We start from the raw sequence: 21,658 nt of genomic DNA, 5'->3' as shown, positions 1-21,658 counted from the left end.
GCGGCCCCACCCGGGGTGCCTGATTCGTTATCTCCGGATGGACGGATCTCCTACTCCACGCAATGTACCTCCTGGTACATTCGGGTCATGAGCACTTCAGTGGCGACAGTGTGTCTTTCGGGCGGGCTCGTGGAGAAGCTGCACGCCTGCGCTGCGGCCGGGTTCGACGGAGTCGAGATCATGGACACCGACCTGGTGGTGGCGCCGGAGTCGCCGGAGGAGATCCGCGCGCTGTGCGACAGGCTCGGGCTGCGCATCGACATGTTCCAGCCGTTCCGCGACCTCGAAGGCGTCGGCGACGAGGCCTTCGCCGACAATCTCAGGCGCGCGAGCGCGAAATTCGACGTGATGGATCGGCTCGGCACCGACCTGATGCTGCTGTGCAGCAACGCCGGCACGGCGACAACGGGCGACGAGGCCACGACCGTTGACCAGCTGAGGGCGATCGCCGATCTGGCGGCCGATCGCGGCATCCGGATCGCCTACGAGGCTCTGGCGTGGGGCCGATACATCGACGACTACCGCGAAGCGTGGCGCCTGGTACGGCTCGCCGACCGCGACAACCTCGGCGTCTGCCTCGACAGCTTCCATATCCTCAGCCGCGGCCACGATCCCGCAGCGATCGAGGAGATCCCTGGTGAGAAGATCTTCTTCCTGCAGCTCGCCGACGCGCCTGCTCTCGATATGGATGTGCTGCAGTGGAGCCGCCACCACCGGCTCTTCCCCGGTGAGGGCGACTTCGATCTCACCGGATTCCTCGGTCACGTGCTTCGCGCCGGATACGCGGGGCCGATGTCGCTCGAGGTCTTCAACGACACCTTCCGGCAGACCGACGTGGTGCGCACCGCTGCGCACGCGCGCCGTTCGCTGATGTGGCTGGCCGACCTGACGTCCGCCGAGAACGGCTGGCAGCGCGACAGGATCACGGCGCCGCAGGTCGCGCGAGGTGTCGACTTCGTCGAGGTCGCAGGCAGTGACCTGCACGCGCTCGACCAGATGCTCGGCCAGCTCGGCTTCGCGTTCCGCGGGCGCCACCGCTCCAAGCCCGTGCGGCTGTGGACAGCGGGTCGCGCGCGCATCGTGCTCAACGAGCAGGTCACCAGCGACCGGCCCCGCCTCTCCGGTATCGGCATCACGGTCGACGATGCCGCGCTCGCGTCGCGACGAGCCACCGCTCTCGGCGCCGCCCCCGTGTATCGGCGCACATACCAGGGCGAGGTCGAGCTGCGCGCCGTGGCCTCGCCCGACGGCACCGAGGTCTACTGGAACGACCGCGATCCCGAGGAGTCGTGGATCGGGGAGTTCGACGGCGGTCCGGCCGTCCGGGGATTCGCCGGCGACATCGACCACATCAACGTGGCGTACCCGTGGCAGGAGTTCGACGAGGCCGTGCTGTTCATGTCGAGCGTCGTCGGCCTGGTGGCGGAGTCGGCCTCCGACGTGCCAGGGCCGCGAGGTCTCGTGCGCAGCCAGGTGATGACGAGCCCGGACGGCGTGATCCGGCTGCCGATGAACCTCGCCCCGCCGACCGCGCCCGTTCCGGATCGGCATGCAGCCATCCGGGTGGATGACGCTGTGGCCGTCGCCCGGGCGGCCCACGAGCGGGGCCTGCAGTTCCTTCCCGTTCCCGCGAACTACTACGACGACCTCGCCGCGCGCTTCGCCCTCGACGACGAGCTTCTCAGCACCCTGCGGGAACTCGATCTGCTCTACGACCACGACGCGGACGGCGCGTTCGTGCACTTCTACACCCCGACGATCGGCGGCGTCTTCCTCGAGATCGTCGAACGCCGCGGCGACTACGACGGCTACGGCGCCCCGAACGCCCCCGTACGCCTCAGCGCCCAGCGCCAGGTCGCAGCGCCCCGCCCGTAGTTCTTCATTTCTGGCACATCTCCGGGTGGGCACACCACCGGAGATGTGCCAGAAATGAAGAGTTGGGCCGCGCTCTCAGCGGATGGCGACCCAGTTCTCCACGATGTCGGGAAGCATCGCGCGGGAGTGGGTGAGCGCGTCGGGGGAGAGCAGGTCGCGGTGGAACAGGTGGCCGAACGTGTGCTGATTCGCGACTTGGAATACGCAGTATGCGCTGATCAGCATATGCACGTCGACGGCGTCGAAGCCGTCCCGGATCTCGCCCATCTCGCGGCCGCGGGTGAGGATCACGTCGAGCGCATCGACGGCGGGCTGGCCGAGCTCCCGCAGCGACTCGATCTGCTTGAGGAACTGCGCCCCGTGGATGTTCTCGATCATCACCAGCCGAATGAACTCCGCGTGCTCGACGTGGTGGTCGAAGGTTGCGACCGCGATTTCGCGCAGCGCGGCCAGCGGGTCGAGACCCGCCACGTCGATGCGCGCCTCCTCCTGCCGGATGCCGCGGTACGCCCGCTCGAGAACCGCGCTGTAGAGCTGGTCCTTGCCCCCGAAGTAGTAGTAGATCATCCGCTTCGTGGTGCGGGTGCGCGCCGCGATCTCATCGACGCGCGCACCGGAGTAGCCGTGCTCGGCGAACACCTCTCCCGCAACGTTGAGAAGCTCCCGACGCGTACGCTCCGCGTCGCGCAATCGAGCCTTGGGGGCACTGCTGCTCATCTGTCTCCCTCGCTCAGGCGCCTGCGAGTACGCGCCGCGGCGTCTCCACCATCATGGTACGGATGGTCTCCTCGTCGACGCCCTCGCGTCGCAGACGGGGCAGCACGTCGTCGTGAATGTGATGCATATGCCACGACGGCGTGTGCCTGCGCCGCCACGACGGCGGAGTGACCCTGCTGAACGCCGCGGCGTCGTGCGACAGCACGATCTGTGATGCGAGCCCCCGCTCCAGAAGCGTCAGCAGAGTCCGGATGCGCTGCTCATCCGGCGCCGTATGCTCCATTCCGAATCGGTCGAAGCCGAGCCACGAGCCCTCGGACGCGAGCTCGGTCAAGTACGCGATGTCGTCTGAGTCTCCGGCATGGCCGATGACCACGCGCTCGAGCGGGACACCGAGTGCACGCAGCACCTTCTGCTGCTCCAGCCCGCCCCGGCTCGGTGCGTGCGAATGGGTGAACACCGGTGCCGAGGTCTCCGCCTGAGCCACAGCCGCCGCCTCGAACACGCGCCTGACATCCGGGGTGAGGCCCTCGACATCCGAGACCACCTTGATCGCCCCGGCGCGCACCTTCGTTCCCCGAATGCCGACGGTCAGGTCGTCGACGAGCATCCGGATGAGCGGATCGGGCCCGTCGATGAGGCGCCCCGGTCCGTTGAGCCGGAAGTAGGCCGGCAGCGCGTTATGCGTGTACCACCCTGTGGCCGCCACGATCCGCACCGGCGAGGCCTCGGCAACGCGCCGCACCAGAGCGACATCGCGACCGAGGCCAGGCACAGTGAGGTCGACGACCGTGCGCACCCCGCGCCGGAACAGCCCGTCCAGCAGCGCGACGGCGTCGGCCACCGCGCGCTGCTCGTCCCATTCCGGGCTGGGCAGCGCGGCATCGACCTCTGGCTGCTGCACGAAGATGTGCTCGTGCAGCAGCGTCTCACCGAGGTCGGCGCCGGCGACGTCGCCCGTGCAGGTCGGTGCCGAACCGGGTGCGCCGACGGTCATCCGGTCACTCCGCCGAGTCGCGAATGGACTCGAAGACGCTCAGCAGGTCGCCGTCGAGCTCGGCCTCGAACCACGCCACGGCCTGCTCCTGGAAGGCCGCGACGTCGACATCCTCGTTGACCTCCCATTCGCCCGAGTCCTTCCATTCCTCGATCTTCTCCGTCTCGTCGTCGGCGACGCACTGCGTCACCTCGTCGACCGCATTCTCGACGCCCTCCTGCAGCGCCGCCTGCTGATCCTCGTCCAACTCGTTCCACACGCCGCCGATGATGACGAGATTGGTGTTGAGCTGGTGGCTCGACAGGTTCAGGTAGTCCTGCACCTCCTGCAGATTGAGCGCGTCGATGTTGGTGATCGGGTTCTCCTGCCCGTCGGCGGTGCCCTGCTGCAGCGCGAGGTACACCTCCTCGTAGGCGATCTCCGTCGCCTGGGCGCCCAAGGCCTGAGCGTTGAGCAGGAACTGCGGGGAACCGGGGAACCGGATGCGCAGCCCCGCCAGATCGCTCGGCTCGTTGATCGGCGCGTTCGACGTGAAGTGCCGGGCACCGGCCGACCATGCGCCGAGAGTGTTGATGCCGCTCGCGTCGGCGAAGTCGGAGACGAGCTGCTGGCCGCCGTCACCCGCCATGAACGCGGCGAGGTGCTCGGGTCCGTCGAACGCGTATGCCGCGTCGAGCACCGAGATCGGCTCGTACACGGCACCGAGCGCAGATGCCCCCTGGATGTCCATGTCGATGTCGCCGGATGCCACGGCCGAGATGCGGTCGGCGTCTCCGCCCAGCTGGCTCGACGGGAAGATCTCGATGTTCAGCCCGACATCGGCCGACTCGACGGTCTCCTTGATCACCTCTGCGCCGCAGGCGTGCTGGGGCTGATCGGTGTTGTAGCTGGTCGCCAGGTCGAGCGTGAGGGCGCCGTCCTCCGCCTCGCCGCCGCCGTCCGACCCGCAGCCGGCAAGGGCCACGGCGGATGCGCCGACCAGAGCGACCCACGCTGCTCGCTTGGTGCGTACGTTCATTGTTCTTCCTCTCATCGGGGGGTTTCCTGCTGTGTGTTCTCCGCCGCCTCAGCGGCGACCAGGTCATGAATGTCCCGGATGATCGCGGCACGATCAGCCGCAGCACCCGTGAAGATCTCGAAGGAGTCGCCCGCCTGACCCGCCACCATGCCGAGGCCGGACATCGTGCGCAGTCCACGGGCGCGGGCCGTCCTGAGCAGCGCCGTCTCGGTCGGGCGGTACACGATGTCGCTCACCCATGCATCGCCCGGAAGCAGACCGGGGTCGAAGGCCATGCCCGGATGGGCGGCCATGCCGAACGGCGTGGCGTTCACGACGCCGACGGCACAGGGCAGCAGTGCGTCTGCGGCGTCGAGGCCGACGCCTCTGGCTTCGCGCCCGCCTGCGCACACGCGATCCGCCAGTTCCTGCGCGCGGTCGACGACCGCATCGACGATCACGATCTCCTCGACATCGCGCTCTGCCAGCGCCGTCGCAACGGCGTTGCCCGCACCGCCGGCGCCGTACACGATGACGAGGCCGTGCCCTGCACCGCCGAACGCGTCGTCGAAGGCGCTGCCGAAGCCGGTGACGTCGGTGTTGTGACCGATCAGTCCGGATGGAGTGAACTTCACCGTGTTGACGGCACCGACACGTCGCGCGCTCGGCGCCAGATCGTCGAGCAGCGGGATGACCGCCTGTTTCGCGGGATGTGTGACGTTCAACCCGTCGAACCCCATCGTGCGCGCCGCCCACAGCAGCTGCTCGAGGCGATCCGGCGCCGCGTCATCCGGTGCGATGTCGACCGGGCGGTACACGTAGCTCATGCCGTGTCGTGCGCCCTCGAGCTCGTGCAGCGGCGGCGTCAACGAGGGCCGCACGCCCTGGCCGATCAGCCCGACGAGCACGGATCGCGGCGCCTGCGGCAGGCGCGGGGCCGTGGAGTGAGGATTCCCGATCACAGTCCCAGCACCCCCGGCAGCCACATCACAGCATCGGGGAAGAGCACCGCGAGCAGCACGACCACGATCAGGGGCACCAGGAACGGCACCGTACCGCGGAACACGTCTCCGATGCGCGTCTTCGACACGCTCGATGTGACGAACAGCACGGTGCCGACGGGCGGAGTGAGCAGGCCGATCATCAGCGCGATGATGGTCACCACGCCCAGCACGATCGGGTCCACGCCATAGGTGTTCGCAATCGGGATCAGGATGGGCACGATCAGCACGAGCACCGCTGTCGCATCGATCACGGTGCCGAGGATCAGGCACAGCACGACGACGAGCAGCAGGAAGACCGTGGGGTCGTCGCTCACCGAGAGCATCGCGTCGGTCATCAGCTGGGGAAGGCGCTCACGGGCCAGGATGTAACCGAGCAGCGACGCCGTCGCCACGATCAGCATGATGGCGCCGGTGGTGAGCACCGTCTCCTTCAGCGCGGCGAGCAGGCCGCGCCAGGTCAGCGTGCGCTGCACGATGCCGACGAGCAGGATGTACACGGCCGATACCGCTGCGGCTTCCGTCGGTGTGAAGAAGCCGCCGAGGATGCCGCCCAGGATGATCACGGGCGTGATCATCGGCAGGATCACGCCCTTGGTCGCGGCGAGCACCTCGCGCTTGTCGAACTCGCCGCGAGTGATCTTCCTGTTGCGCGCCACGAGGACGGCGACGACCACGACGAGGCCCGCCGCCATCAGCAGCGCCGGGATCACCGAGGCCGCGAACAGCCCTCCGGTGGACACTGCGGCGAGGCCGGCGTAGATCACAGCGGGGATCGACGGCGGCATCACCGGTGCGATCAGCGCAGACGACGCCGACACACCGGTCGCGAAGCGGCGACCGTAGCCGGCACGGATCATCTGCGGGATCTGCACCTTTCCGAGGGCTGCGGCATCGGCGACCGCCGATCCGCTCATCCAGCTGAATCCGACGCTCGTGCCGATGGCGACATAGCCGAGAGAGCCGCGCACCCTCGCCAGCACCGCCAGGGCGAAGCGGAAGAGGCGGTCGGCGATTCCCGCGTGGTTGGCGAGCGCGCCCAGCAGCACGAACAGCGGGACGGCGAGCATCGGGAAGCTGTTGGCCGCGTTGAACACCTCGCGCAGCGCGTTGCCGACGGACTGGTCGTTCAGCCACATGTACACGATCGACGGGCCGAGGAAGGCGAACGCGACAGGGACGCGGATGATCAGCAGCACCGCGATCGCGATGCCGAGCAGGGCGACCATCATGCGCCGACCTCCTGCTCGTCTTCGTCGATCTCCGGCAGGATCGGTCCCCGCAGGGCGATGTGCACCGCCTGGATCAGCGAGCGCACCGCCGTCGAGACCACTCCGACGAGAACGGGAACGTACACCGACGACATCGGCAGGCGCAGCACCGGTGACTTGATGATGCCCTGCGAGTCGATCAGCCTCAGCGCCTCGATGACCAGCAGGATCGCCACAGCCGCGACGAGCAGCATCGCGAGCGTCTGCACGATGCGCACCAGCGCCTGGCTGCGGAAACCGTCGACGATCTCGAGAGCGATGTGCCCTCGCGTCGTCACGAGCACGCCCGCGATCGAGAACGTCAGCCAGACGAGGCAGAACTGCGAGATCTCACCGGTCCACGCGACCTGATCGATCGGCAGGTACCGCTGCAGCGCCTGGAAGAAGACGAGCACCACGATCGCGACGAGGCAGACGATGGCGACGGTCATCTCCACCGCCGTGATGATGCGAACGACGATGCGCCACGCGGGCAGGCGGGCGGGTGCAGCGGGCTCTGACATGGGACGTCCTTGTCGGTCCAGAGAATCGGGGTGCAATGAATGTACCGGTTAGTACATAGGCTGCGCAACCCCGTCCTCGACCGCTGTGGGGCTCGCGCAGGTCGACGCCGGCGCCCGGATCCGGACGGCACCGCCCGCGCATCCACCCGAGACAACGCACGCATCGCCCGCTACCGTGGTCATCATGACGACCCCGCAGCAGCCGAACCAACCCCCGTACTCGCCACAGGGTCAGCCGCAGCAGCAGTACCCGCAGCAGTACAGCGCTCCGCCGCAGGCTCCCGGATATCCGACACAGATTCCGGGGCATCCGGCGCAGGCTCGTGCGTCATCCGGAGGCAAGGGCCTCGCCTGGACGGCGATCCTCATCGCAGTCTTCGCCGTGCTGGCCGGTCCGTTCATCAGCGCGGGACACGTTCTCGCGCAGGGCGGCGATCTCTCCGCGATCGGCACGAGAACGGCTTTCGGTGCGCTCGCGATCGGATTCCCTCTGCTTCTCGCGATCATCGGCACCGTGCTCGCCGGAATCGCGCTCCGCGGCTCCGCGAAGGCCCTCGCGGGTGCCGGCCTCGGCGCGAACCTGCTCCTGCTCCTGTCGGTGCTGGTCAACTCGTTTCTGACGCCGCTGCTCTACACCGCGCTGCTCTAGAGCACCGACGGCGTCAATGCTCCGTCTCGGCCAGAACCCGTTCGTAGAGCTCGATCATCTCGGCGGTCCTGGTCGACTGCCGGAAGCGATCCCGGATGTCCGCACTCGGGGTGGGAGCGGTGCCCGCCCGGATGTCGTCGGCCGCGACGCGAAGTGCGCGTGCAAGCGCGTCGGCTGACGGATCGGGCGCGGCACCGGGGGAGACCCGCCACACGCCGGAGCCGACCTCGTCTGCGATGTCCGGATCGCTCATCACGCTCGGGGTGCCGAGAGCGGCCGCCTCGAACGGCGTCATCCCCTGCGTCTCGAACCCGATCGATGTCTGCACGAGCGCATCGGCCCGAGCGATCCGCTCCAGAGTGAGCTCGTACGGCAGGCCGCCCAGGAATGCGACTCGAGCGTCGATCCCGCGATCGGCGACCATCCGGCGTGCCCGGCGCATCTGCGCGCCGCCCCCGATCACCTCGACCCGCATGTCGACGCCCGAGCGTGCGACCGCGTCAAGGAACGGCAGCAGGCGCTTCTCCGGGCTCATCCGGCCGATCCACACGAATCGGGGCGGTCCGTCGACGCGCTCTGACGGCATGGCGGCGACGACGCGTTCCAGTACGTCGTCGTCCATGCCGTTCCACATCGCCTCGACCGTCGGGAAGACGCCGTGCTGCTCCAGCCGTCGGGCGAAGTGCGTCGACGGCGCGGTCACCGCAGATGCACCGCCCGACAGCTCGCGCAGGTAGTCCCAGCCGTCTCGTCCGCGGCCCGAACCGGGCACGGACAGCCGGCGCCAGGCGTTCAGCGCTCGCATCACCAGACCGGGGAACGGCGCGGTCGCCCTGATGCCGGTCTCGACTCTGTTGTGCATCGTATGCACGACAGGCAGACGGTGACGGTTCGCGAATCTGTACCCGAGGAACGCGCCCCAGAAATCCGCTTGCACGTGCACTATGTCGACCGGAGGTCGTTCTCGCATGCGGCGGTCGACGACGCGATCGGAACCGCGGCCCGGCCACACCAGTGCGTACTCGCGATCAGGGGTGATCGGCACCGACGGCAGGTCGACGTACGCGGAGTCACCGCTGTTCACGCGCGCACGCGGACCATGCCTGCGCGGTGCGACGACGGTGACGGTGTGACCCGCGCGCTCCAGGTAGAGCCGCTGCAGGCGCGTCGACACCTGCGCCCCGCCCAGCGTCTCGACGTGCTGGTCGGCGAACATCACGATGTGCATGCCGGCCTCCGCTCTCCCTGCCTCGACGCTACCGCCCCGAGCTATGACCGTCCGCAGACCTTCATTTCTGGCACATCTCCGGGTGGGCACACCACCGGAGATGTGCCAGAAACGAAGAGATACCGGGGGCAGGGTCTCGGGGGCTGCGGCTGCGCGGCCTCGGCCGGAACCGCAGGAGAGCCGCCCGTGTCAGGATGTCCGCGCGCTGCGCGAGTGCGTCAGCGGACGTGCCGGGCCGCTCAGTCGTTCGAGATGGGCGCAGGGCCGAGCTCGACGATGAGCTTCTGCATCGCGACGTAGGCCTTGTTGCGGTACGCGATCAGCTCCGGTGTGCGCTCGGCGGGCACGTCGAGGTAGCCGGCGCCCGACTTGGTGCCGAAACTGCCTGCGTCGACGAGCTCCTTCAGCGAGCCAGGAGTCGCGAAGCGCTCGGGCCAGCGGGTCTGCAGCGATTCGTAGCAGGACGCGTACACGTCGAGCCCGGCCATGTCGGCGATGGCGAACGGGCCGAAGAACGGCAGGCGGAACCCGAAGGTGGTGCGAACGATCGTGTCCACGTCGTTCGGGGTGGCGATGCCCTCCTCCACGAGCTGCGACGCCTCGTGGAACAGCGCATACTGCAGCCGATTGAGCACGAATCCGACCGCGTCGCCGACGCGCGCGGTGAGCTTGCCCGTCGAGCGCACGATCTCCTCGATCACCGGGAGCGCGCCCTCCGATGTGCCGTCGTGGCTGATGAGCTCGACACCGGGGATGAAGGGCGCGGGGTTCGAGAAATGCACGCCGAGGAAGCGCTCGGGACGCTCGACGGCTTCGGCGAGCCTGCCGATGAGGATCGTCGACGTGTTCGAGCCGATGATCGCGTCGGGGCGAGCGGCGGCCGAGATGCGCGCAAGGGTCGCGTGCTTGATCTCGATCTTCTCCGGCACGGCCTCCTCGATGACGTCCGCGTCCTTCACGGCGTCCTCGATGGTCTCAGCGGCCGTGACGTTCTCGCGGATCCGCTCGACCGCGTCATCCGGGAACAGCCCGTCCTCAACGAACCGGCCGGCCTCGGTCAGGAGGCGGTCGAGGTTCGACGCAGCGACCTCCGCCGAGATGTCGGCGATCTGAACGGTGTGACCGGCCAAGGCGAGCACCTGTGCGATGCCGCCTCCCATGTAGCCGGAGCCGACGACGGCAATCCTGTAGGCAGTCATTGTCTCGCCTTTCACGCTGTGGGGAGGAGGGTGCGGAGGTACCGCTGGTTGGTCGCACAGACGCCGAGGCTGTCGCCGCCGTACTGCTCCATCAGGAAGATGCCGTCGAAGCCGCCGGCGACCGCGTCGCGGACGACCTGGCGGTAGTTGATCAGGCCGGCCTCCATCGTGGTCGGCACCGAGGTGTACCAGGATCCGTCGGCCGCCTCGTCGCGGGTGTAGTTCTTGACATGCCAGTAGTTCGTATACGGCAGGGTCTTCGCGAACGCCTCGCGCCAATCCTCGACAGGGCGGTGGAGGCGGATGAGGTTGCCGATGTCCGGGTTGATGCCGACGTTGTCGAGGCCGATCTCCTCGACGAGGCGGACCGCGCTGTCGGCCGAGCCGACGTAGGTGTCCTCGTACATCTCGAGCGACATCTTCAAGCCCACCTCAGCCGCGTGCGTGCCGAGCTCGCGCAGGCGCGTGACCGCTTTCTCCCACACCTCGGGGTCATCCGGGTCTTTGGGCCCCTGCACCGTCCAGAACCACAGAGCCTTGCGCTGCGCCTCGTTGAACGGCTGGTGCAGGCCGGTCGAGAAGACTTCCATGCCCCATTCGGCGGCCGCGTCGATCGTGCGGTGCGCGTACTCGAGGTTGCGCTCCTCGTGACCGGGCATGATCACGCTCTGACGCTGCAGGTGGACGCTGGGGATCCGGATGCCGTGGGAGGCGACGATCGAGAAGAGCTCGTCACGCCTGGAGGGCTCGAGGTCGGCGGGCCGGATATGGCTGTCGGCCAGCTCGACGAGCGAGAAGTCGACATCCTCGACCTGCTGGAAGACGTCGTCCCATACCTCGGGGGCCGCATCATGGAGCGCTGTGCCATCGGCCCCGACCGTGGGGAAACCATGCAGACACGTGGCGATCGGCCAGGTCTCTGCGGTGTGCGGGGACGACTTCGTCATGACGGCTCCAGTGCGGATCGGTGGACGTCGTCACTATATCCTATAGGATCAGTGATCGTCGTCCCCCTTGCGCTGTGTGGCGTGTGGGAAGGGGAGGTCGCGCGGAGCGCATCAGCCGCCGCTCAGCGAGCGTCCGCGCACGTTCTCGATGTGGGCGACGAGCGCCGCGATGCCCGCCTCCGCGCCGTCCGCAAAGGCGGTCACGATCGCCTCGTGCTCGCTGACTGCCTCGCGCACGTCCTCCGGCCCACGCAGCGCGGCCTGTCGCATCCGATGGGTGAGCGCACCGAGATCCTCGTACATCCCGGTGAGGTAGCGGTTGTTCGCGCGCTCGAAGAGCACCAGATGCACGGCATGATCGGCGTCGAAGTACCGCTGGGTGAGGTTCAGCGGAACCCCACGCCCGTCGCGGTGCGCCGAGAGGACAGATTCGGTCATCCTGGTGTGCTTCGCCTGCGCCGCCGTGAGGTCGGCCGCCAGCCGATCTCCGCCGTGCTGCGCCGCGAGGCGCGCGGCGGCGACCTCGAGAGGGAGGCGCGCGTCGAAAAGCTCGCCGAGCTGCACGGCGTCCAGCGGCGGGGCGACGCGGTATCCCTTGAGCGCCTCACGCGTGACCAGACCTGTGCGCTCGAGGTGCACCATGGCTTCCCTGACGGGCGTCGGAGACACCTTGAGCTCGCGTGCCATCGTGTCGATCGACACGCGCTCGCCCGGGAGCAGCTCGCCGGCGAGGAGCATCTGCAGGATCCGGTCGTAGACCTCATCGCGAAGAGCACGACGTGAGATGTCGCCACCAGCCATGCCGCACCCCCGCTCTCGGCGCCGTGTCATCACACCTTATCGGTCGAGCCGTTCCGCGCCGTGACACAGCAGCGCCGAACTCTGATTGCGCGCAGATCTTCATTTCTGGCACATCTCCGGGTGGGCACACCACCGGAGATGTGCCAGAAATGAAGAATTACGCGCGGGGCGCTCGCGGACTGCGGTGCCAGCCGGTGCTACCCGCGGTACAGGCCCTCGAACGTGTCGAGGGTGCGACGGATGTCGTGCGACTCGACCATGTCGAGCGACTCCTGCTGCATCGCGCGTCGCTCATCCGGGGTCTGGGTGAGAACGTCGGTCAGGCGCGCTGCCAGTTCGTCCGCGTCACCCGGCGTGAAGAGGTAGCCGTTCTCGCCGTGGTGCACCAGATGCGGCAGCGCGACAGCGTCCGCCGCGACCACCGGCAGCCCCGACGCCATCGCCTCCATCGTCGCGATCGACTGCAGTTCGGCGATGGACGCGATCGCGAAGACGCTCGCGCGAGTGAGCGCGGCGCGAAGCTCCTCGTCGCTGGTGCGCCCGTGGAATGTGATCCGCTCGCGCACGCCGAGGTCCTCGGCGAGCCGCTCCAGCGCGGGGCGCTGATCGCCGTCACCGACGAGTTCGAGGGTGGCGTTCAGCGCGGGATCGAGCTTGGCAAGTGCCCGCACGATCACGTCGATCTGCTTCTCCGCCGTGACGCGCCCGACGAACACGATCCGGTTGTCGCTGCGCGGTGCGAGATCCGGCGTGTAGCTCGCCTTGTCGATTCCGCAGCTGATCGGGACGACTCCGGCGATGTCGATCGTCTGCTCGAGGAAGTCTGCGGCCCTGCGGGTCGGCGTGGTGACCGCGCTGGTGAGCGCGAACGTGCGCTTGGCGTCGGCCCAGGCAAGGCTCACCGCAAGATTGTTCATCGACTTGGGCAGCATCGTGAAGTCGACGATGTTCTCCGGCATCACGTGGTTGGTCGCCACGATCGGAATGCCGAGCCCGCGCGCGATGCGCGACAGGCCGCGCCCGATCACGATGTGCGACTGGATGTGCACGACATCCGGCTGCACCTCAGCAATGATCTTCCGCGCGTAGTGCTTCGCCCGCCACGGCCATACGAACCGCAGCCACTCGTGCTTGGGCCACTTCACCGACGGCAGCCGGTGCACGGTCATGGGCTGGCCCTCGACGATCTCGGTCGCCGGCGCCTTCTTGCGGTACTCGGTGTTCGGGGCGACGATGTGCACCTCGTGGCCCCGCTCGACGAGACCGGCAGCGAGACGCTCGGCGAAGCGCGCTGCGCCGTTGATGTCTGGAGTGAAGGTGTCGCAGCCGATGAGGATCTTCAGCGGCCGGTTCGGCGTGTGGGTATGCACGAGAGTCGACGCTACCGGCGTGATCTGAGATATCCACCAACACGGGAGCGTTTGCCGGAAAAACGGGGGTTAGCCCGAGAAACCGAGCCCGGTTGTCCGGATGCCGGCCTCAGGCGGACAGGCAGAGCAGGTTCGCCCGCGCGCGTCCGCCGTCACCCCTGCTGCGCCCACCACTCCCGCAGCCGACGCTCGGCCTCCTCCTCGCCGAGAGCGCCCTCGTCGAGGCGCAGGTCGAGCAGGAACTTGTAGGCCTTGCCGACCCCGGGGCCCGGAGCGATGTTCAGCACCTCTTGGATGCGGTTGCCGTCGAGCTCCGGCCGGATGGCGTCGAGCTCCTCCTGCTCGCGCAGCACACTGATGCGATCCTCGATGTCGTCGTACGCGGCGCGCAGGCGCGAAGCCTTCCGCTTGTTCCGGGTCGTGACGTCGGCGCGGGTGATGATGTGCAGACGCTCGAGCTGGTCGCCCGCATCGCGCACGTAGCGACGCACGGCGGAGTCGCTCCACGCGCCCTCGGAATAGCCGAAGAACCGCAGGTGCAGTTCGACCAGCTTCGTCACGCCCGTGATCGTCTCGGAGCTGAACCGCAGCGCCTGCAGCCGCTTGCGCGCCATCCGGGCTCCGACCACGTCGTGATGGTGGAACGTGACGGCGCCGCCGGGCTCGAGCCTGCGCGTGCGCGGCTTGCCGATGTCGTGCAGCAGCGCGGCGAGGCGCAGCACGATGTCGGGCTCTGCGTCGGGAGTGCGGGCGCGCTCGAGTTCGATCGCCTGCAGCAGCACGGTGAGTGAATGCTCGTAGACGTCCTTGTGGTGATGGTGCTCGTCGACCTCGAGGCGGAGGCCGGAGATCTCGGGCAGGAACTCGTCCATCAGGCCGGAGTCGACCAGCTCCCGGATGCCGGTGGTCGGGTCCGGCGTGCCGAGCAGCCGGATGAGTTCGCCCTGGATCCGCTCGGGGCTGACGATGTTCAGGCTCTCGCGCAGACGCGCCATGGCCTCGCGGGTCGGCGCGGCCAGTTCGAAGCCCAGCTGCGAGGCGAAGCGTGCGGCGCGGAGCATGCGCAGCGGGTCGTCGCCGAAGCTGACATCCGGATCGATCGGCGTGCGCAGAATGCCGGCGATCATGTCCTCGACGCCCCCGGTCGGATCGACGAGCGTCGTCTCGGGAACTCGCAGCGCCATGGCGTTGACCGTGAAGTCGCGGCGGGTCAGATCGGCCTCGAGCGTGTCGCCGAACTCGACGGACGGTTTGCGGGTCTCGCCGTCGTAGCTGTCGGCGCGGTAGGTGGTGATCTCGACCTGTTCGCCGCGGATCCGCGCGCCGATCGTGCCGAACTCGCGCCCGATGTCCCAGTGCGCGCTGGAGATCGGCTTCACGACGCGCAGGATGTCGTCGGGCCTGGCGTCGGTGGTGAAGTCGAGGTCGTGCGTCTCGCGCCCCAGCAGTGCGTCGCGCACGGGGCCGCCGACGACCGCAAGGCCGAAGCCGGCATCGGCGAACGCCGCAGCGAGTTGGGCGACGACTCCGGATGCGGCGAGGTCACCCAGGCGTGCGAGACCGGCGGCCATGTTGAGCATTACTCGAGGGTATCTTTTCCCGCTCCGAGCCGACTTCCGGTGTGCCGGATTGCGCCATGCCTCGCGCGGTGGCGCAGTTACGCACACTGGAGGCGTGGGACGGCGCGGGGTGGCGCAGTACGCCACACCGGAGGTGGGGGAGGACGCCGCGTCACACCACGGCGAACACTCCGTCGAGCACCTCGAAGGCCTCGGTCCAGCCGTCGAAGACGCCGTGCTCGGCGCCGCTGTCATCCGGATGGCCGACGAGATGGAAGGTCATCTCGGTGCGGCCGCCAGGGGCTTCAGCGAGGTCCACCGTGATCACGGGCACGTCGGCGCCGCGCGTGTCGTCCGGGTCGCCCCAGGTGAAGCGGAGCCGCTCGGGCTCGCGCACCTCGAGGTAGGTGCCGGCCGTCGGCCACTCGCCGCCGGTCGGGTCGATCATCAGGTACTCGTACGCCCCGCCTTCGCGCGGGTCGATCCGCACGGACTCCGCTGGCACGGTGACCTCATGCGGGTGCCACCACTGCGCGGCGATCGTCGGGTCCGTCCAGGCGCGCCAGACCGACGCCCGCGGTGCGTCGAACGTCCGGGTGATGGTGAACTCGGCTGTGTTCGTCATGATGACTCCTTCGTCGTGTCCGGCCCGGTCGGCCGGATGCGGGCGAGCACGTCGTCGAGCGTGTCGAATCGACTGCTCCACAGTGCTCGGTTCTCGTCGACCCACTGGCTCGCCGCGTCCAGGGGTTCGGTGCGGATCGTGCAGATCCGCCATTGGGCGCGCGTTGTGCGCTCGATGAGCCCTGCCCCCTCGAGCACGCGCAGGTGCTGGGAGACGGCGGGGGCGCTCACGTCGAAAGGCTCTGACAGCTCGCCCACCGTCGCGCTGCCGCCGCTGAGCCGCTCCAGGATCGCGCGCCGAGTCGGGTCGGCGAGCGCGTGGAACACTCTGGACAGCGGATCGACGGGTGCCATTAGTCACATCCTTAATTAATCACTGCCTTAACTATGACACTCACCGCCCCACCCGTCAACACCTCGTCGCCCGCTCACCTGACGCCAAGTGTCCTCGTTCCGGGGATGCACCCGCAGTTGGCGTCAGGTGAGCAGCACTCGCGCGCCGGTGGCGTCAGTCGGCGAAGGTGAGGAAGCCGTCGAGCAGGAGCTCCCGGATGGCGGGGAGCAGCCCGGCACGGAGCGCGGCGGGGTCGTTCTCCAGCAGCTGGGCGATCGCGTCGATGATCACGCCGGCGGACAGCTCCCCGTCGCAGGCGCCGACCAGCCCTGCCAGCGCGGGGTCGGCCTGCACGGAGCGACCGAAGCCGCCGCCCTGGCGCAGTTCGATCACACTCGGCGCATCCTCACCCGGGGTGTGGTGTCGGGCCTCCGTGACATCGGGGGCGGTCACGAACCTCGCCGCGGCGAGCGCATCGTCGTCGAGCCCGGCCGCCCTGTCGTGCTGCGCGAGGGCCGCTGCCAGGTGCGTGCCGAGCGCACCCTCCGAGGGGATCGGCTGCGTCACGCGCTCATACCGCCGCAGCGTCGGCTCTTTCTCCGCACGCCGCAGCAGCACATAGCCGAATCCCACGGCCGTGACTCCGCGCGCGGCGAAGTCGTCGAGCCAGGCGCTCAGCAGTGCGTCGAATTCGTCGCTGCCAGGAACGGTGCCTCCGTCGCGGATCCACGTCTCGGCGTACCGGATCGGGTCGAGCTCCTCGCGCTCGACGACCCACGCGTCCAGCGGCACAGGCGATGCCTCCGCCCACGCGCGCACCCGCCCCAGCCCTGGCACGCCGTCGCGGGTCTCCCAGTTGCCGAGCATCTGCGCGACGCCGCCGGTCACGAGATGCTCGCCGACGCCGGCGAACACCTGCTCGACGAGCGCATCGCCCACGAGCCCGCCGTCGCGGTACTCGTACGCCGGAACACCCGTCGCCCTCGGCGTGATCACGAACGGCGGGTTCGACACGATGCGATCGAAGGTCTCGCCTGCCACGGGGTCGAACAGCGACCCCTGCCGCAGTTCGACCCCGTCGGTGTCGTCGATGACGAGGTTCAGCCCCGCGAAATCGAGTGCCCGCTCGGACAGGTCGGTCGCGACGACAGCATCGGCGTACCTCCTCGCCCTCAGCGCCTGGATGCCGCATCCGGTTCCCAGGTCGAGCACGCGTCGCGCGGGCGTCGGCAGCTGCAGGCCGGCGAGGGTGAGCGAGGCACCGCCCACGCCGAGCACGTGATCGGTCGCGAGCGCCCCGCCGCCGAGCGCGATCTCGTCGAGGTCGCTCGCCACCCACCACTCACCGGGCCCACGGTCGTCGTGGAACGACTGAGGGCGCAGCACGGCCTCCGGATGCACGAGGTCGTCGCGGAACGATGCCAGGCCGAGCGCGACCAGACCGGCGGAGCCCAGAGCGGGCAGCGCGCGATCGACATCGGCGAGCGGCTGGGAGACGCCGAAGATCAGCAGCCTCGCCAGCACGGCCTGAGCGTCGTCGCGGTCGCCGAGCCCGCGCAGCGCCGGGCGGCGCAGACTCCGTCCGATCGCGTCGTCCGCCTCGACGCCCCAGGCAGCGCGCAGCGCTTCCGAGCGGAAGCGGGCGGCCCGCAGATCGGCGACGAGCGATGTCACAAGGTCGGAGTCGGTGAGGACGGTCACGCCCCCATTCTCGCCGATCCCGAGCGATGCACCCAGGAAGAAACAAGCCGGGTTCGTAGGATGGGCACGGCATGTCACTGCTCCGTCGCCAGATCAGCACGACCGCGCGCAGGCGGCGAATCTTCGCCCCCCTCCCCGCGGCGCTCGTCGTGCTCGCCGCATTCGGCTGTGTCGTCGGCTCTGCGCCCGCCGCATCAGCGGCCTCGGGGCCCGTCGTGCGTGCAGCCGCGGAGGACGAGGAGCAGGCGCCGACGCTCGACCTCACGCTGCCCGACCACGGCCTCGTCTCCGGCGAGTTCACGGCGACCGTCACGATCGACTACCCGTCGGACGGCAATCCGCTCACCGCCGACGCCGGCGACCCGCTGCCATCCGGAAGAGTCGTCCTCGAGCGCGCCGTCTCGCCGCTGAAGGACGCGGACGCCCTCGACGACTGGTCCGGCGGCGCAGCCACCGGAAGCACGGTCCAGCTCGCGTACGTGAACACCGAGGAGATCACGTCGGGGCAGACCCTCTCCGTCGACATCACAGCCGACGTCTCGGACGATGACGACGGCGTCTATCCCGTCGTGGCCCGCTTCGAGCCCGACACGGCCGATACGACGCAGGAACTCACCGATTCGGCCGTGCTCACGCGTGCGGACGACGACCCCGCAGTCACCGTCGTCGTACCGATCACCGCACCCGCATCATCGCGAGGCGTGCTCACCTCCGACCAGCTCGACGTCCTCACCTCCTCCGGCGGAACCCTGCGCAACCAGCTCGACGCGGTCGACGGGAACAGCGCAGCCCTCGCCGTCGATCCGGCCATCCCCGCAGCGATCCGGGTGCTGGGAAGCGCGGCACCGGCCTCGGCGACAGAATGGCTCGACGATCTGATGGCGCTTCCGAACGACCGGTTCGCGCTGCAGTTCGGCGACGCGGACGTCGCGACCCAGATCAGCGCGGGCGAAGAGGAGCTGCTCGCCCCGACGAGCCTGGCTCCCTACATCGCAGGGGCCGGTGATGTCGACGACGCGGGAGTCGGCGGAGACGGATCCGAGCCCGATCCGAGCCCGACACCGAGCGTGGACCCCGTCGACATGACGCTGGACGAGCTGCTCGACATCGGCGACGCCACCGATGACGTCTACTGGCCGAATCCGGATCTCGTCGGCTCCCAGACCGTCGAGGGAATCGACGCGATGGACGGCGTGCCGCTCGTGCCGTCGACCAGGACTCGAGCCGGCGCGAACGGCGCACCGGTCGCGGCGAACGCCGGAGACGCGCTCGTCTATGACGCGGGCCTCTCGTCCGATATCAGCGAAGCGGCAGCTGTCGAGGACAGCGCGGCGCGCTCCGACGCACTCGAGAAAGCCGTGGCGTCGCTGTGGCTCACCTCCGATGAGCTCGACGGCGCGAACCTGTTGGTCGCTCTCGAGCGGACGGGGGGAGTCCTGGTGGACGAGGACGAGGACGCTCCAGCGACCACGCGCCCCGCCGGCGCTGTCTCGGACGTCGTCACCACGATCGCCGACGTGTCTAAGACCACGCTGCGCTCCCTGACGACGAGCGATCGTCACGGCGCGAAGTACGTCAGCGCGGCGGGCCCGCTGCGGATCGACATGAGCGCCGCGCTGGCCGAGTACGGCTCTCCTCTCGAAGAGATCAGCTCAGTGCTCAGCGATCCGCAGCTGTTGATGGGGCGCACCCGCGCCGAACGGCTGCAGCTTCTCTCCGTCGCCTGGGAAGCGCATCCGGACGCATGGCGCGAGTCGTTCGATTCGCATCTGGCGTCGCTGGGTGCCTTGAGCGAGGCGGTCGGCCTGGTGCCGCCCAGCGACGTGAATCTGCTCAGCAGCGAGGCTCCGCTTCCCGTGTGGGTGCGCAACGACCTGCCCTACCCGGTCACGGTCACGGTCTTCAGCTATCCCGACGACGTGCGCCTGAGCATGGACACCTCCACCGAGGTGGTGGCGCAGGCCTCCAGCAACACCAGAGTGCAGCTGCCGGTCGAGGCGACCCTCGGTTCGGGAGACGTCGACATCCGGATCTCGCTGCAGAGCCCGACGGGCGTGCTCATCGGGCCGGAGGAGTCGATGCACGTCACAGTGCGCGCCGACTGGGAGCGCTACGGCATCGCAGGGCTCGCGGTTCTGATCGTCGGTCTCGTCGTGTTCGGCACGATCCGCACCATCCGGCGTCGCATGAAGCGGAATGCGCCGGATGAGCCGGTGCCGGACGAGAATCCTGACGACGCCGCTCACGAAGAAGAGGAACCAGATGGCCAGTCTCGGTAGGTCGAGCGCCCTGATCGCCGCGGGAACGTTCGCCTCCCGAATCACGGGATTGCTGCGCACGATCGTGCTCGTGACCCTGATCGGATCGCTGAACACGCGTGCCGGCGACGCGTTCGCGAACGCGAATCAACTGCCGAACAACATCTACATCGTCATCTCCACGGGCATCCTCACCGCCGTGATCGTGCCGCAGATCGTGCGGGTGTCGCAGCGCGACGCCGATGGGGGCGCGGCGTTCATCTCGAAACTGTTCACACTCGCGACCGTGGTGCTGCTCGGCGCGACCGCCCTGGCGATGCTCGCCGCCCCCGGCCTGATCTGGCTGTACGCGCCGAGGTTCACGCCGGAGCAGCTCGCACTGGCGACGGCGTTCGCATACTGGTGCCTGCCGCAGATCCTGTTCTACGGGCTCTACGCGCTCGTGGGAGAGACGCTGAACGCCCGAGGCATCTTCGGTCCGTTCGCCTGGGCGCCTGTGGTGAACAACGTCGTGTCGATAGCGGGCTTCGGCGCCATGATCGTCATGTTCGGCAGCGGCCTCACGGCAGTCGATCTGTGGACGCCCGGCATGATCGCGGGGATCGGGGGCACCGCTACCGCCGGCATCGTCGTGCAGGCGCTCGTGCTCGTGCTGTTCTGGCGGAAGACGGGCCTGTCCATCCGGCCCGACTTCCGCTGGCGCGGAGTGGGGCTGCGCAACATCGGCAAGCTCGCCGGCTGGACGTTCCTGATGATGCTCGTGACCCAGGTCGCCGGCCTGCTCCAGTCACAGGTGGTCTCAGATGCCTCCGGCGACGGCGGTGCGGCGACCTTCGCGATGCAGAACGCGTGGCTGATCTTCATGGTGCCGTACTCAACGGTCGCGATCGCGATCGGCACCCCCTACTTCACGCAGATGTCCAGCCACGCCGCAGCGGGACGCGACGATGAGGTGCGCGCCGACATCGGCAAGGCCGTGCGCACGCTCGGACTGTTCCTCGTGTTCGGCACGGCCGGCCTGATGGCCGCATCCGGCCCGGTCTCCCGACTGTTCACGAACAGCTCTGCCGAAGCACACGAGGCGTCGATCGTGCTGATCGCGTTCCTGGTCTGCCTGGTGCCGCTGTCCGTGCTGTACGTGCTGCAGCGCACGTTCTACGCGTACAACGACACCCGCACGCCGTTCGTGTTCACGGCGATCCAGGCCGTGCTCGTGGTCGTCGCGGCCTACATCGCCTATGCCGTGCTGCCGTTGCAGTACCTCACCGCCGGCGTCGCGCTCGGTCAGGCGCTCTCGTCGACGATTCAGGCGATCATCGCCGGCGTGCTGCTGCGCCGGAAGCTCGGTCCGTACGGCATCGGCAAGGCGGTGCTCGCGCTCGGGCGGTTCGCCCTCGCCGCCGCACCGGCGGGGCTGGTGGCGTGGGGCGCCTACCTGCTGATGGGCGGCGATTCGGGCTGGATGCTCGACAACAAGTTCACCGGCGCCGTCGGCACCTGCGTGATCGGAGCGATCGCCCTCGTCGTCTACGTGGGCATCCTCGCCGCGTTCCGCACCCCCGAGCTGAAGGTGGGCATGGGAATGCTGCGCCGCGTCGTCAAGCGGTAGGGCAGTTCTGCCCTTTGA

At 68.7% G+C, this 21,658-nt stretch carries 19 protein-coding genes; 4 read left to right on the top strand and 15 right to left on the bottom strand.

Going from position 1 to position 21,658, the window contains the following annotated elements; translation table 11 throughout:
• Positions 1-87 precede the first annotated feature (87 nt).
• Entirely contained in the window at positions 88-1,875 is a 1,788-nt protein-coding gene (locus CIK77_RS09435; protein WP_087055835.1) for a bifunctional sugar phosphate isomerase/epimerase/4-hydroxyphenylpyruvate dioxygenase family protein, read from the top strand.
• A 75-nt stretch (positions 1,876-1,950) separates the two neighbouring features.
• Here CIK77_RS09435 and CIK77_RS09430 read toward each other — a convergent pair whose 3' ends face one another.
• From CIK77_RS09430 to CIK77_RS09405, 6 genes are read right to left on the bottom strand one after another with little or no spacing between them, the layout of a single operon-like run.
• On the bottom strand, positions 1,951-2,592 hold the full coding sequence (locus tag CIK77_RS09430; protein ID WP_087055836.1) for a TetR/AcrR family transcriptional regulator: 642 nt from the start codon (positions 2,590-2,592) through the stop codon (positions 1,951-1,953).
• 13 nt (positions 2,593-2,605) lie between these two features.
• Entirely contained in the window at positions 2,606-3,589 is a 984-nt protein-coding gene (locus CIK77_RS09425) for a phosphotriesterase family protein (protein WP_087055837.1), read from the bottom strand.
• Between the two features lie 4 nt (positions 3,590-3,593).
• Complete coding sequence (locus CIK77_RS09420; protein WP_170934202.1) at positions 3,594-4,607, bottom strand: DctP family TRAP transporter solute-binding subunit; 1,014 nt, start codon at positions 4,605-4,607, stop codon at positions 3,594-3,596.
• A gap of 11 nt (positions 4,608-4,618) precedes the next feature.
• Positions 4,619-5,548: a shikimate dehydrogenase gene (locus CIK77_RS09415; RefSeq protein ID WP_212647511.1), complete on the bottom strand. Its 930-nt coding sequence runs from the start codon at positions 5,546-5,548 to the stop codon at positions 4,619-4,621.
• Entirely contained in the window at positions 5,545-6,819 is a 1,275-nt protein-coding gene (locus CIK77_RS09410; protein ID WP_087055839.1) for a TRAP transporter large permease, read from the bottom strand. The genes CIK77_RS09415 and CIK77_RS09410 overlap by 4 nt, the downstream gene beginning before the upstream one ends.
• A complete protein-coding gene (locus CIK77_RS09405) occupies positions 6,816-7,361 on the bottom strand; it encodes a TRAP transporter small permease (protein WP_087055840.1) in 546 nt (181 codons plus the stop codon). The genes CIK77_RS09410 and CIK77_RS09405 overlap by 4 nt, the downstream gene beginning before the upstream one ends.
• A gap of 184 nt (positions 7,362-7,545) precedes the next feature.
• Between CIK77_RS09405 and CIK77_RS09400 the strand changes: the two genes are divergently transcribed.
• Entirely contained in the window at positions 7,546-8,010 is a 465-nt protein-coding gene (locus CIK77_RS09400) for a hypothetical protein (protein ID WP_140403557.1), read from the top strand.
• A 13-nt stretch (positions 8,011-8,023) separates the two neighbouring features.
• On the opposite strand, the gene CIK77_RS09395 is transcribed toward CIK77_RS09400, so the two are convergent.
• The 9 genes from CIK77_RS09395 to CIK77_RS09355 all read right to left on the bottom strand — a co-directional run bounded on the left by CIK77_RS09395 (position 8,024) and on the right by CIK77_RS09355 (position 17,773).
• On the bottom strand, positions 8,024-9,238 hold the full coding sequence (locus CIK77_RS09395; protein WP_087055842.1) for a glycosyltransferase: 1,215 nt from the start codon (positions 9,236-9,238) through the stop codon (positions 8,024-8,026).
• A 239-nt stretch (positions 9,239-9,477) separates the two neighbouring features.
• Positions 9,478-10,437 (bottom strand): 3-hydroxyacyl-CoA dehydrogenase family protein, encoded by a 960-nt coding sequence (locus CIK77_RS09390; RefSeq protein ID WP_087055843.1) that lies wholly within the window; start codon positions 10,435-10,437, stop codon positions 9,478-9,480.
• An 11-nt stretch (positions 10,438-10,448) separates the two neighbouring features.
• Positions 10,449-11,384, bottom strand: a complete 936-nt coding sequence (locus tag CIK77_RS09385; RefSeq protein ID WP_087055844.1) for a sugar phosphate isomerase/epimerase family protein — start codon at positions 11,382-11,384, stop codon at positions 10,449-10,451.
• Positions 11,385-11,495: 111 nt separating this feature from the next.
• Positions 11,496-12,185, bottom strand: a complete 690-nt coding sequence (locus tag CIK77_RS09380; protein ID WP_170934203.1) for a GntR family transcriptional regulator — start codon at positions 12,183-12,185, stop codon at positions 11,496-11,498.
• A 197-nt stretch (positions 12,186-12,382) separates the two neighbouring features.
• Positions 12,383-13,555 carry a glycosyltransferase gene (locus CIK77_RS09375; protein WP_249268673.1) on the bottom strand — a complete coding sequence of 391 codons (1,173 nt, stop codon included), beginning with the start codon at positions 13,553-13,555 and terminating at the stop codon, positions 12,383-12,385.
• A 152-nt stretch (positions 13,556-13,707) separates the two neighbouring features.
• Positions 13,708-15,135 carry a CCA tRNA nucleotidyltransferase gene (locus tag CIK77_RS09370; protein ID WP_087055847.1) on the bottom strand — a complete coding sequence of 476 codons (1,428 nt, stop codon included), beginning with the start codon at positions 15,133-15,135 and terminating at the stop codon, positions 13,708-13,710.
• 151 nt (positions 15,136-15,286) lie between these two features.
• A complete protein-coding gene (locus tag CIK77_RS09365) occupies positions 15,287-15,739 on the bottom strand; it encodes an SRPBCC family protein (RefSeq protein WP_087055848.1) in 453 nt (150 codons plus the stop codon).
• Positions 15,736-16,092 (bottom strand): ArsR/SmtB family transcription factor, encoded by a 357-nt coding sequence (locus tag CIK77_RS09360; RefSeq protein WP_087055849.1) that lies wholly within the window; start codon positions 16,090-16,092, stop codon positions 15,736-15,738. Before CIK77_RS09360 ends, CIK77_RS09365 begins: the two co-directional genes overlap by 4 nt.
• A gap of 154 nt (positions 16,093-16,246) precedes the next feature.
• Positions 16,247-17,773 (bottom strand): DUF7059 domain-containing protein, encoded by a 1,527-nt coding sequence (locus tag CIK77_RS09355; RefSeq protein WP_087055850.1) that lies wholly within the window; start codon positions 17,771-17,773, stop codon positions 16,247-16,249.
• Between the two features lie 71 nt (positions 17,774-17,844).
• Between CIK77_RS09355 and CIK77_RS09350 the strand changes: the two genes are divergently transcribed.
• Both CIK77_RS09350 and murJ read left to right on the top strand, forming a co-directional pair.
• Positions 17,845-20,052: a DUF6049 family protein gene (locus CIK77_RS09350; protein WP_087055851.1), complete on the top strand. Its 2,208-nt coding sequence runs from the start codon at positions 17,845-17,847 to the stop codon at positions 20,050-20,052.
• Entirely contained in the window at positions 20,036-21,640 is a 1,605-nt protein-coding gene (murJ, locus tag CIK77_RS09345; RefSeq protein ID WP_087055852.1) for a murein biosynthesis integral membrane protein MurJ, read from the top strand. Before CIK77_RS09350 ends, murJ begins: the two co-directional genes overlap by 17 nt.
• Positions 21,641-21,658 lie beyond the last annotated feature (18 nt).

This window comes from Microbacterium sp. JB110, from assembly GCF_003335195.1.
Classification (GTDB): Bacteria; Actinomycetota; Actinomycetes; order Actinomycetales; family Microbacteriaceae; genus Microbacterium.
Note: the sequence above shows the minus strand (reverse complement) of the source record. Positions and strands in the feature narration are given on the sequence as shown.

Coding starts and splice junctions, on each gene's coding strand:
- CIK77_RS09435 (WP_087055835.1), top strand. CDS start 88: ATGAGCACTTCAGTGGCGACAGTGTGTCTTTCGGGCGGGCTCGTGGAG.
- CIK77_RS09430 (WP_087055836.1), bottom strand. CDS start 2,592: ATGAGCAGCAGTGCCCCCAAGGCTCGATTGCGCGACGCGGAGCGTACG.
- CIK77_RS09425 (WP_087055837.1), bottom strand. CDS start 3,589: ATGACCGTCGGCGCACCCGGTTCGGCACCGACCTGCACGGGCGACGTC.
- CIK77_RS09420 (WP_170934202.1), bottom strand. CDS start 4,607: ATGAACGTACGCACCAAGCGAGCAGCGTGGGTCGCTCTGGTCGGCGCA.
- CIK77_RS09410 (WP_087055839.1), bottom strand. CDS start 6,819: ATGATGGTCGCCCTGCTCGGCATCGCGATCGCGGTGCTGCTGATCATC.
- CIK77_RS09405 (WP_087055840.1), bottom strand. CDS start 7,361: ATGTCAGAGCCCGCTGCACCCGCCCGCCTGCCCGCGTGGCGCATCGTC.
- CIK77_RS09400 (WP_140403557.1), top strand. CDS start 7,546: ATGACGACCCCGCAGCAGCCGAACCAACCCCCGTACTCGCCACAGGGT.
- CIK77_RS09395 (WP_087055842.1), bottom strand. CDS start 9,238: ATGCACATCGTGATGTTCGCCGACCAGCACGTCGAGACGCTGGGCGGG.
- CIK77_RS09390 (WP_087055843.1), bottom strand. CDS start 10,437: ATGACTGCCTACAGGATTGCCGTCGTCGGCTCCGGCTACATGGGAGGC.
- CIK77_RS09385 (WP_087055844.1), bottom strand. CDS start 11,384: ATGACGAAGTCGTCCCCGCACACCGCAGAGACCTGGCCGATCGCCACG.
- CIK77_RS09380 (WP_170934203.1), bottom strand. CDS start 12,185: ATGGCTGGTGGCGACATCTCACGTCGTGCTCTTCGCGATGAGGTCTAC.
- CIK77_RS09370 (WP_087055847.1), bottom strand. CDS start 15,135: ATGCTCAACATGGCCGCCGGTCTCGCACGCCTGGGTGACCTCGCCGCA.
- CIK77_RS09365 (WP_087055848.1), bottom strand. CDS start 15,739: ATGACGAACACAGCCGAGTTCACCATCACCCGGACGTTCGACGCACCG.
- CIK77_RS09360 (WP_087055849.1), bottom strand. CDS start 16,092: ATGGCACCCGTCGATCCGCTGTCCAGAGTGTTCCACGCGCTCGCCGAC.
- CIK77_RS09350 (WP_087055851.1), top strand. CDS start 17,845: ATGTCACTGCTCCGTCGCCAGATCAGCACGACCGCGCGCAGGCGGCGA.
- murJ (WP_087055852.1), top strand. CDS start 20,036: ATGGCCAGTCTCGGTAGGTCGAGCGCCCTGATCGCCGCGGGAACGTTC.